The sequence below is a fragment of the Chitinophaga sp. genome, from assembly GCF_035564935.1.
GTDB lineage: Bacteria > Bacteroidota > Bacteroidia > Chitinophagales > Chitinophagaceae > Chitinophaga.
In genome coordinates this window covers 1-9,585 of the sequence record NZ_DATMTE010000621.1, presented here as the reverse complement: position 1 = coordinate 9,585, position 9,585 = coordinate 1, and the positions used below count along the sequence as shown (strand labels likewise).

Genomic DNA, 9,585 nt, shown 5'->3' with positions numbered 1-9,585 from the left:
GGAAGCACCGGGACCAAAATGATTTCATTTCATTACTGTTCACGTTCTAAAAAATGATTTCATTTACTGTTCACTACTGTTCGCTTGTTACGTTTACGTGCAGGCATTTGTCGATGATATCCTGCAGTACTGTTTCTTTTTCCATGAGCCGCTGCAGTAAAACCAGCTGGTTTTTTGCGCGGTCGTAATTGTGTGTCGGATACTTGATGGGATAATACACATCACCATTCAGATAATCGGTGAGGAAGCGTATCCCCTGCATGTAGATCATGAACTTCCCGGCAAAGAACAATTGTTCCTTTTCTACTTTTGTCAAAGTACCGCCAATCTCTGCGAGATACCCCTGCATAAGGGCTTCGTAGTATTCTTCGCGGATAACGATCTGGCTGAAATCCCTTTCTTCTTCAGACACGGGGCAAACATAAGTGCGTACCATATCGCCGAGGTCTGAGATGATTTTTCCGGGCATCAGGGTATCCAAATCACATACACAAATACCTTCATAAGTATCCTTGTTGAGCAATACGTTATTGATTTTGGTATCGTGGTGCATCAGATGATCCCTGAATTCAGGATTTGTTTTCAGTTGTTCATACGTTACTGCGATGTCAGAATAGCGGAGGAAATCTTCAATCATCTCTTCTGCTGCAACTTTCCTGTTGTCCTTCGCCGTCCGGATCGCTTCCTGGAAAGCACTGTACCGGAGGGTCAGGTTGTGAAAGTTTGGAATCGAAGCTTTAAACGGCTTCAGGTCAATACCCGAAAGGTAACTGGCGAGGCGGCCAAATTGTCTGGCTGCTTCATACGCCTGCTTTGGGTTGTCGGCCTGATCCACCGTTACGGAATCCGCAATAAAAGGGATCAATCTCCAGTATTCGTTGTCAATTACAAAGAGCTCTTCCCCGTTAACCGTGGGGATCGGCGTAATAAACAGATAGCCGGGATGATGTACTGCCAGGTAGTTTGCTGCCATTCTCTGGTTGGCGGCGATGACCCCTGGTTCCTTAAATACGTTTACATTGATCTTTTGTAAAACGTAGCTACTGCCGTCCTGCTTTTTTTCTAACAAAAAAGTGTTGTTGATGTGTCCTGATCCAAATTTTCGGACATTTAATCCTTCAGGCTCAAGTCCAAAAGCCTGAAGGATGCTTTTGTTGGGTTTTATTTCCATAAATTGTCTGGATATTCTCCATTCTCAACCAGCCCCGATAAGCTGGCCTGCACGCCTGGTGCATCTTCTTTGTAGGTAACGCCAAACCATTTTGCACTGGTAGGTATTACCTTCACCGTGCCAATGCCACGGCGGGTAAATTCATCGGCTACTATCGTAATAAAAAATTCAGACTTGGGATTGCTGCTGTTCTTCTCCAGGAACTCACTGAAAAGACCCTGGCTCAGCTCAAATACACTCGGATGGAAACCCCAGAAGTTCATGGATACCGGCGTGTTGGCGGCCAACGGGTGCTTGCTGCCATCAGCTTCTTCATAAACGATCTGTCCGTTCTCCGGGTATATCTTCGTTCTTTCATTGATAGCAGCCAGGTTCCCGTCTGCGCTCACTTCGCACACACCGCGGGAAACAGAACCATGCTCACTGATCGTTTTACCCAGTTCATACCCTACCACGCTATATACGTTGGGCTTACAGCCGTTGTTCAGGAACTCCGCCATTTTAACGAAAGCATCGGTACCATAGAAATCATCTGCATTGATCACTGCAAATGGCTCATTGATAGCGTTCTTCGCGCAAAGCACCGCATGGGCAGTACCCCACGGCTTGGTCCTGTCAGCCGGCACCGCATGACCATCTAAAAAAGCATCCATTTCCTGGTATACAAAATCAACAGCCACGCGGCCTTTGAGCTTCGGTTCAAAGATCTCTTTGAAATCTGCTGCAAAATTCTCGCGGATGATGAACACTATTTTTCCAAAACCGGCGCTGATAGCGTCGTAAATAGAGTAATCGATGATAGTTTCACCGCTGGGGCCAAATTTCTGGATTTGCTTTAAACTGCCGTATCGGCTGGCCATACCGGCCGCCAGAATCAATAAAGTCGGTTGCATTTTTCTGATATTAGTTTTATAAGTGTCAACTATTTACCTAAAAATATCGGCGCTAAATTTAATCATTAAAACTATTTTCACACTTTCTTTTTGTGGATAACGCCTTTTTTAAAGATTAATTAAACTGAACAATGAAGAGATTATTAGTGCTGGGAGCCCTTGCCATGCAGCTTTTTACCACTGCTACTGCGCAACAGAAAACAAATCCGGATGACATCAAAGAAAAAATGCAGTGGTTCGCCGATGCCAAGCTGGGCATTTTTATCCACTGGGGCATCTATTCAGTCAAAGGAGTAGATGAATCCTGGTCATTCCACAACAAAAAAATATCTTACCCTGATTACATGCAGCAGCTCAAAGGCTTTACTGCAAATAATTACAACCCGCAGGCATGGGCCGATCTTATTAAAGCATCCGGCGCCCGCTATGCGGTAATGACCACCAAACACCACGACGGCGTGGCCCTGTGGGACAGCAAATACAGTAAACTGGATGTTGCTAACAGTACACCGGCGAAAAGAGATGTGCTCACCCCTCTCTACGCGGCTTTGCGGCGCGATAGTATCAAATGTGGTGCCTATTTTTCCCTGATCGACTGGAGCCACAAGGACTATCCGCAGTTCCTGAAAGACAGTAACCGTTACGATATCAAAGCCCAGCCCGAAAGATGGCAGCGCTTCCTGCAGTTCTATGAAGGACAAATGGCCGAAGTAATGACAAAGTTCAACCCCGACCTGTGGTGGTTCGACGGCGACTGGGAACATTCCGCAGAGGAATGGGAAGCGCCTAAAATGCGGCAGATGCTCACCTCACATAACCCCAACACCATTATCAACGGGCGTTTACAAGGCTACGGCGATTATGAAACCCCTGAACAGAATTTCCCGGTATCACGCCCAAAGTATCACTGGTGGGAACTTTGCATGACCATCAACAGCAACTGGGGCTGGCAGCCGCAGGATACCAACTGGAAAACACCTTTCGAGATCATCACCATCTTTGTGGACGCCGTAAGCAATGGCGGTAATCTCCTCCTCGATATCGGCCCCAAAGCCGATGGCAGCATCCCTGAAGAAGAAGTGCACGTGCTGAAAGAACTGGGCGCCTGGAACCAACGCAACGGCGAAGCCGTGTTCAATACCATCGGCGGTATCCCCCAGGGTCACTTCTATGGCCCTACTACCCTGTCTAAAGACTCCACCACCCTTTACCTGTTCCTCCCCGCCAAAACCAGCGGCCAGGTAATGGTGAAAGGCCTGTCCAATAAAATTGAAAGTATCACCGTGCTGGGCAATAACAGCCGGCTGACGCACAAAGTGGTAGGCAAAATTTCCTGGAGCGCCGTACCAGGACTGGTATTCATTGATGTGCCGGAAAATGTGCAGTATAAATACATCACCGTGCTGAAAGTAAAACTGGATAAGCCGGTAAAGCTGTACAGGGGCCAGGGGGGCTTCCTGACCAATGATTAATCAAATTTGATTTTATATTTGGGGAGATGAAGGCTGCAGTATGCCTTCATCTCCCCGGTCTTTTTCCGATATCACTTAACCGCGCATGCTTTCTTACGATCATATTACCCTTGATTCCTTTCGCACCGGTTGGCTGCCGGCAAGTCTCAGCGCCGCTATGCTGCGTTTGGACAAGATCCACCCGGAAATATCAGGGAATAAGTGGTTTAAACTGAAATACAACATTGCAGCGGCTAAAGCAAATGGCTGTAATGGGATCCTTACCTACGGCGGCGCCTACTCCAACCATATTGCCGCTACTGCCCTGGCCTGTAAGGAATCGGGCCTGCCGTGTACCGGGGTTATCAGGGGAGAAGAGCATCGCCACCAGCTGAATCATACGCTTCAAACCGCAGCAAACAACGGCATGGAGCTGGTTTTCATCAGCCGGGAAGATTACCGGGATCACAAAACCGGGGAAACATCATACCCCGGTTACCATATTGTTCCCGAAGGCGGTCACAACGCAGCCGGCGCCAAAGGCTGTGAAGAGATCCTTTCAGTTCTGCCCACAGCTCCATATACACACATTCTCTGCGCAGCGGGCACCGGCACTACCCTTGCGGGCCTTATCAACAGCGCGCAGCCATACCAGCAGGTAACCGGTATCCCGGTGCTGAAAGGCGCACAATACCTTGAAAAAGAAGTAGCCGGCCTCCTTCGCCCCGGCGGTACCGGCCACTGGCAGCTTTTATATGAATACCATGGCGGTGGCTATGCAAAAAAATCGCCCGCCCTTATAGATTTTATCAATAGTTTCTATAACGAAACAGGCATCCCTACAGATTTTATTTACACAGGTAAACTGGCAATGGCCTTCGGGGAACTGGCGCAGCAGGGCTACTTCCCGGAAAACAGTAACATACTGCTGATACATACCGGCGGCCTTCAGGGCAATCTTTCCCTGCCTCCCGGCGTTCTATCCTTTTAAAAACTGTTCATTATATTTGAACGGTAGTGTATTTTTGCCAACTTTAAGAGCTCACGGAATAATCAGTATGAAGCAGTTTGTGCGTATCACTTTTGTTATTGGAATTTTTTTATTGACCGGATTTGCTGGAAATGCACAGGACCAGCAGTTTATGCCGCCTGTGTTACCCGATTTTACCGCTTCTATCAAAACCGGTAGAATACAACTGGACTGGATCTCCGGCTTCACACAGGTAAAAGAAATAGGCGTACAGCGCTCTCTCGACAGCGTGCTGAACTTTAATACCATTGGCTACGCCAGCTATCCTACTCAAACAAGGAATGCCTATCTTGATAATAAGCCATTGCCGGGTACCAATTATTACCGCCTCTTCATCCTGTTTACCAACGGGCGCTTTATGTACAGCAAAACCGTACTGGCCCTGTCGGACAGCACCATCCGTGCGGACCAGAAACTGCAGTATGCCGATATCATGGATGCCTCAAAGGGGCTTAGGGGTAAAGAGCAGGAACCGGAAAGGGTTTCCTGGCATCCCTCCAATTACATCTACACTACAGCTGATGGTAATATCAATATAAAACTGCCGGATGCCCTGCAGAAAAAATATTCCGTTAAGTTCTATGAATCCAACGGTACTTTCCTTTTTGATATAGACCAGGTGAAAGCACCCTTCCTCATCCTGGAGAAAGCCATTTTCATGCATGCAGGATGGTTCAACTTCGAAATATTCGAGGATGGAAAATTAAAGGAGAAATGGAACCTGTTTATTCCATTGAACTATAAAATGTAAGGTTATATCATTTCGGCGCTGAACACTTCGCCGAAATGTTTGCTCAGCTTAGCTTTTACTTCCTCCAGGCTTACCGGGCCGCCCACTTCCCTGTCCAGTGAGGCCACCTGCTTGTCGGCAATGCCACAGGCAATGATGTTATTGAAGTAATCCATCAGGGTATTTACATTCAGCGCAAAACCATGCATGGTTACCCAGCGGCTGCAACGTACCCCCATAGCGCATATTTTACGGGCCTTTACTTTATTGTGCGGGTCCAGCCATACACCGGTTTCCCCGGCGGAGCGGTCGCCGGTTACACCATACTCCGCCAGTGTGCGGATAATTACCTCTTCCAGGCAACGCAGGTATTTGCCGATATCCGTAAAGAAATTTTCGAGATCCAGGATAGGATAACCCACCACCTGGCCGGGGCCATGAAAAGTAATATCACCGCCGCGGTTGGTAGGCACAAAGCCTATGCCCCGCTCCTGTAACTCTTCCCGGGAAATGAGCAGGTTTTCCATATGCCCGCTTTTACCAATAGTATACACAGGAGGATGTTCGCAAAACAACAGGTAATTGGTAGTGGTTCCCGGCAACCCGCCAGCCGCGCGGGTTTTCAACTGCACATTTTCCTTCAGCAATTGCTCCTGGTAATCCCAGGCGGCCTGGTAATCTATTACGCCGAGGTCTTTTACTACAATCTTCTGTTTGGCTTTATCCATGATCATACTGGTCTTTTTCAGCTGCGCAAAGGTACGCCAAATCGCCGTGATACGGAACATTTACCCTCATAACCGCTAAACTGCCAACTAAACTTTACCTTTGCAAAAAATTGTATTAATGGCTGAAGAATTGCTGGAACTGGAAGATGAGCTGGATAACGGGGATGGCAGCGAGGAACTGTATGAAAAGATCAATATGGTGGTGGATAAGGGCCAGGAGCCCATCCGTATTGATAAATTCCTTACTAACCGCATAGAAGGCGCTACCCGCAATAAGATCCAGCAGGCCCTGGATGGTGAAATGGTATTGGTGAACGATAAACCCGTTAAAGCCAATTACAAGATCAGGCCGCTGGACAGGATCGTTGTGTTTTCCAATAAGAACCCGGAAAATACGGATATCATTCCGCAGGAACTGCCGCTGAATATTGTATATGAAGACGACGATATAATGGTCATCGACAAACCCGCCGGCCTGGTGGTACACCCCGGCTGCGGTAACCGCGATGGCACCCTGGTAAATGGCCTCTCCTGGTACCTCGGCGATAAAACCCAGGCCACAGAACCTGAACTTCCCCGCTTCGGACTGGTGCATCGTATCGATAAAAACACCAGCGGGCTGCTGGTTATTGCCAAGTCCGACAAAGCCATGAACGACCTGGCCAAACAGTTCTTCGACCACACTGTACATCGCCGCTATATTGCACTGGTATGGGGCGATTTTGAAGAAGACGAAGGCACCGTTGTAGCCCATGTAGGCCGGCACCAGCGCCTGCGTAAGATCATGGATGCCTACCCCGACGGCGAATATGGCAAGGAAGCCATTACCCATTACCGCGTACTGGAACGGTTCAATTATGTAACCATGATCGAATGCCGGCTGGAAACCGGCCGCACCCACCAGATCCGCGTACACATGCAGCATATCGGCCACTCCCTGTTCAACGATGAAACCTATGGCGGTAACCGCATCGTTAAAGGAACTGTATACACGAAATACAAACAATTCGTGGAAAACTGCTTCGATATCATGCCCCGTCATGCCCTGCATGCACAGCAACTGGGCTTTATACACCCACGTACCCGCGAAAAAATGCACTTCGAAAGCCAGTTACCGTCCGACTTTACCTCCGTTCTGGAAAAATGGAAAAGATATATTTCAGCAAGACCGCTGAAAGATGATGGCGAGTAACCCGCCTGCAATGGTTTTAGCGGAGCACTTCCTCCGCTAAAATCATCTTATCATAAAAATCATACTTATTATTATAAATATTCTACATGTTTAGGTTATCTTAGCGGCAATTACCCATGTCAATTGCATGAGAAACCAAATATCTATTCCCTGTCGATCCTTATTACTTATACCGGTTTTCCTGGTGTGCAGTATGTTTATCAGCAAAGCCAACGCGCAGAATACCCCATTCGCAGTATCATCTACCTGTGTAAACGACACTTCTTTTTTCCTGATCACTAACCCGGCGGGTATCGACTCGGTGAAATGGTTCTTTAATGATCCCCCTTCGGGAGATAAAGATTCCTCCCGGAGCATGCACGCCTGGCATATTTATACCAGCACCGGCACGTATTCCGATACCCTCATTGCCTGGCGTAACGGCGTTGCAGATACTACCGTGCAATCCCTTACCATTGTTACGCCCGTGATCTTTGACCTGGGCGACCAGGACATTACTTTGTGCGAAGGCGGCACCATGACCTTACAGGCGCCTGTTATTCCCGGCGCTACCTATCTCTGGCAAGACAGCTCTACCAACAGCAGCATTCTCGTGGACACCTCCGCTACCTATAAAGTAAAAATAAACGGCTGCCCCAATCCTGATTCCGTGAATGTGTTCTATACGCCTATCCCGGAAATAGCGCTTGGTAAAGATCTTATACTTTGCACCGGTGAACATATTGCGCTGGATGCCACCGCGCAAAACTGTACTTATCTCTGGAATACCGGCAATACGGAACCCACGCAGGATGTGTATACCTCCGGTACCTATCACGTAGATGTGTTCCCGAAAGGATGCCCCACTGTATCAGACGAGATCACCATTACCTTTACCGGCGCCCCTTATCCTTTTTCGCTGGGCCCGGATACGCTGCTATGCCCGGGTGAATCTATCCGGGTGGCTCCCAACATTCCCCAAGCTACTGGCTGGGAATGGAGTACCGGCGCCACCACCCCGGCCGTTACCATCAGCAGTACCACCAACCTGTGGGCGCTGGTGGAAATCAACAATACCTGCAGCGTGGTAGATACCATCTTCATTAACTATAACCGCTTAAAAAAACTGGACCTCGGTAATGACACCAGTATCTGCAAAGGCAATTTCCTGGTGCTCACGGCAGATTTTGGCAACGGGCAATACCTCTGGCAGGATGGCTCCGACCAGGCCACGTATTACGTTACCAAACCGGGCTTCTACTACGTGCATGCACAAATAGGCCGCTGCGAATCGATGGACAGCATCTCCGTAAGATTTGAGGACACCCTGCGGGTAAACCTCGGCCCCGATACACTGCTCTGCAGGAATGAGGTATACCAGCTGCGCGCCACCGGCGCCGGCGGCGGCACCTACAAATGGCAGGACAGCACCAGCACACCTATGTACACTGTTACACGGCCCGGGTTTTACGCCATGGTGGCTACCAACAGCTGCGGAACATCTGTTGACTCCATAGAGGTAAAATACCACGACTGCCAGTGCCAGCTGTTTTTCCCTACTGCGTTTTCTCCTAACGGAGATGGAAGAAACGATTATTTCCGGCCGGTATACCGGTGTCCTATATACGATTATACGCTTAGTATTTATAACCGCTGGGGAGAACGGATCTTTTATACCACCGATCCGCAGGTAGGCTGGAACGGGCGCGTGAATGGCACTTTAGCAGATATTGCCACCTATGTATGGATAGTGGATTATAAAGAAGTGATCACCCGGTTTGCCGTGCATAAAACAGGGACTATCACGTTGGTGAATTAGTTACTGCGCACCGGTAAAATTGAGGAATTTTGCCGCAAAAACGGCGGTTTCCCTTTTTTTGAAAGGCACATTCCAGGTGCCGTTATAGGTAACCAGTGCGGGGATCAGGAGACCATTGTATTTGGTCATCTGCACATTCATCTTCACATTAAAATCAAACAGCATTGTTTTATACGAAAGGGCGTATTTGCGGCCCACAATTTCAAAGTTATCCTTATTAAACCAGGTGATGAGCTCATCGATCACTACATCGGCGCGGTCGATCCGGTTCAGCCCGGGCTTCGTTTTGGCGGTAAATACATAACAGGAGGTGCCATCCACATAGTTTTCTGCAGTAATGGAAAAGTCGTAAAACCGCATTACCTCGCTGTTGAAAATGGCTACTTTAGCCCCTACAATGGGCACGCCGCGAATGGGCTTCCCCGGGTTAAAGATCAGCTGTTTCAGCTGTGCCTTATGCCGGGCCAGGCTACCGCTGGAACGCTCAGGATCTTCACCCTGTTCATCCGTACATACCGTGCCTTTGGTAAAGAAAAGATTAGCGTATAATTCTGCGGTGTAGTAATTATAATTTCCTTTCCGGGTGTAGAAG

Annotated in this window: 8 protein-coding genes and 1 pseudogene; 5 read left to right on the top strand and 4 right to left on the bottom strand. The window is 48.5% G+C overall.

Annotated features, from left to right (window positions below):
- Positions 1-73: 73 nt before the first annotated feature.
- Both VN105_RS15855 and VN105_RS15850 read right to left on the bottom strand, forming a co-directional pair.
- On the bottom strand, positions 74-1,171 hold the full coding sequence (locus VN105_RS15855; protein ID WP_325642504.1) for an aminoglycoside phosphotransferase family protein: 1,098 nt from the start codon (positions 1,169-1,171) through the stop codon (positions 74-76).
- Positions 1,162-2,064 (bottom strand): sugar phosphate nucleotidyltransferase, encoded by a 903-nt coding sequence (locus VN105_RS15850; RefSeq protein WP_325642503.1) that lies wholly within the window; start codon positions 2,062-2,064, stop codon positions 1,162-1,164. Before VN105_RS15850 ends, VN105_RS15855 begins: the two co-directional genes overlap by 10 nt.
- A gap of 131 nt (positions 2,065-2,195) precedes the next feature.
- Between VN105_RS15850 and VN105_RS15845 the strand changes: the two genes are divergently transcribed.
- The 3 genes from VN105_RS15845 (at position 2,196) to VN105_RS15835 (ending at position 5,296) form a co-directional block, all read left to right on the top strand.
- Positions 2,196-3,536: an alpha-L-fucosidase gene (locus tag VN105_RS15845; protein WP_325642502.1), complete on the top strand. Its 1,341-nt coding sequence runs from the start codon at positions 2,196-2,198 to the stop codon at positions 3,534-3,536.
- A gap of 85 nt (positions 3,537-3,621) precedes the next feature.
- Complete coding sequence (locus VN105_RS15840; protein ID WP_325642501.1) at positions 3,622-4,506, top strand: 1-aminocyclopropane-1-carboxylate deaminase/D-cysteine desulfhydrase; 885 nt, start codon at positions 3,622-3,624, stop codon at positions 4,504-4,506.
- Between the two features lie 112 nt (positions 4,507-4,618).
- Positions 4,619-5,296 (top strand): hypothetical protein, encoded by a 678-nt coding sequence (locus VN105_RS15835; protein ID WP_325642500.1) that lies wholly within the window; start codon positions 4,619-4,621, stop codon positions 5,294-5,296.
- A 2-nt stretch (positions 5,297-5,298) separates the two neighbouring features.
- Here the strand turns inward: VN105_RS15835 and lipB are convergent, their stop codons facing one another.
- The gene (gene lipB / locus VN105_RS15830) at positions 5,299-6,009 is read right to left on the bottom strand and encodes a lipoyl(octanoyl) transferase LipB (protein WP_325642499.1); all 711 of its coding nucleotides are present in this window, start codon (positions 6,007-6,009) and stop codon (positions 5,299-5,301) included.
- Between the two features lie 112 nt (positions 6,010-6,121).
- Here lipB and VN105_RS15825 point away from each other — a divergent pair, with 112 nt between their 5' ends.
- Entirely contained in the window at positions 6,122-7,195 is a 1,074-nt protein-coding gene (locus VN105_RS15825) for an RluA family pseudouridine synthase (RefSeq protein WP_325642498.1), read from the top strand.
- 193 nt (positions 7,196-7,388) lie between these two features.
- The gene (locus VN105_RS15820) at positions 7,389-8,993 is read left to right on the top strand and encodes a gliding motility-associated C-terminal domain-containing protein (protein WP_325642497.1); all 1,605 of its coding nucleotides are present in this window, start codon (positions 7,389-7,391) and stop codon (positions 8,991-8,993) included.
- Here the strand turns inward: VN105_RS15820 and VN105_RS15815 are convergent.
- A pseudogene (locus tag VN105_RS15815) lies at positions 8,994-9,585 on the bottom strand (hypothetical protein); the annotation flags it as partial.

What these genes read in the sequence shown, in the direction of transcription:
- VN105_RS15855 (WP_325642504.1), bottom strand. Translation starts at nt 1,171, where the DNA reads ATGGAAATAAAACCCAACAAAAGCATCCTTCAGGCTTTTGGACTTGAG.
- VN105_RS15840 (WP_325642501.1), top strand. Translation starts at nt 3,622, where the DNA reads ATGCTTTCTTACGATCATATTACCCTTGATTCCTTTCGCACCGGTTGG.
- VN105_RS15820 (WP_325642497.1), top strand. Translation starts at nt 7,389, where the DNA reads ATGTTTATCAGCAAAGCCAACGCGCAGAATACCCCATTCGCAGTATCA.
- VN105_RS15825 (WP_325642498.1), top strand. Translation starts at nt 6,122, where the DNA reads ATGGCTGAAGAATTGCTGGAACTGGAAGATGAGCTGGATAACGGGGAT.
- VN105_RS15845 (WP_325642502.1), top strand. Translation starts at nt 2,196, where the DNA reads ATGAAGAGATTATTAGTGCTGGGAGCCCTTGCCATGCAGCTTTTTACC.
- lipB (WP_325642499.1), bottom strand. Translation starts at nt 6,009, where the DNA reads ATGATCATGGATAAAGCCAAACAGAAGATTGTAGTAAAAGACCTCGGC.
- VN105_RS15850 (WP_325642503.1), bottom strand. Translation starts at nt 2,064, where the DNA reads ATGCAACCGACTTTATTGATTCTGGCGGCCGGTATGGCCAGCCGATAC.